At 45.8% G+C, this 1,130-nt stretch carries 1 protein-coding gene; it reads left to right on the top strand.

All coding sequences use genetic code 11. The features are described 5' to 3' along the window. A partial coding sequence (locus tag BC659_RS16755; protein WP_211340676.1) for a beta strand repeat-containing protein occupies window positions 1-1,130 on the top strand: 1,130 nt, incomplete at both ends.

Genomic DNA, 1,130 nt, shown 5'->3' with positions numbered 1-1,130 from the left:
ACAGGTGCGCAGAACTCAATTACGAATCTGGCGAACATCAGTACGATCACAGCTACAACAGCGAACATCACAACAGCGAATATTACGAACCTGACGGGTTTAACGAATATCAGCATCACGGGAACGATCAGTGCGGGAACGGTGAGTGCAACAAGTGTAAACAGCACGGGTGGTACCTTTGATAATATCACTGTAACGGGCAATATCGTAGGCGGAACGATCAGTGCTACTTTGAATGCTGGTACACAGAATAGTATTACGAACCTGGCGAATATCCAGAACATCACCGCTACGGGAACGATCAGTGCAGGAACTTTGAGTGGATCATTAAGTACAGGTGCACAGAACTCAATTACGAATCTGGCGAACATCAGTACGATCACAGCTACAACAGCGAATATCACAACAGCGAATATTACGAACCTGACAGGTTTAACGAATATCAGCATCACAGGAACGATCAGTGCGGGAACGGTGAGTGCGACAAATGTGACCGGCACGGGTGGAACCTTTGATAATATCACTGTAACAGGTAATATCGTAGGTGGTACGATCAGTGCTACTTTGAATGCTGGTACACAGAATACAATCACGAACCTGGCGAATATCCAGAACATCACCGCTACGGGAACGATCAGTGCAGGAACTTTGAGTGGATCATTAAGTACAGGTGCACAGAACTCAATTACGAATCTGGCGAACATCAGTACGATCACAGCTACAACAGCGAACATCACAACAGCGAATATTACGAACCTGACAGGTTTAACGAATATCAGCATCACAGGAACGATCAGTGCGGGAACGGTGAGTGCGACAAATGTGACCGGCACGGGTGGAACCTTTGATAATATCACTGTAACAGGTAATATCGTGGGTGGTACGATCAGTGCAACACTTAACGCCGGTACACAGAATAGTATTACGAACCTGGCGAATGTTCAGAACATCACTGCAACCGGTACAATCAGTGCAGGAACTTTGAGTGGTAGTCTGTCAACATCAGCACAGAACTCAATTACGAACTTAGCGAATATCAGTACGATCACAGCTACAACAGCGAACATCACAACAGCGAATATTACGAACCTGACAGGTTTAACGAATATCAGCATCACGGGAACGATCAG

Origin of the sequence: Sediminibacterium goheungense (assembly GCF_004361915.1) — a bacterium.
Lineage (GTDB): Bacteria > Bacteroidota > Bacteroidia > Chitinophagales > Chitinophagaceae > Sediminibacterium > Sediminibacterium goheungense.
The sequence above is the reverse complement of the archived record's forward strand: the minus strand, read 5'-3'. Positions and strand labels throughout refer to the sequence as shown.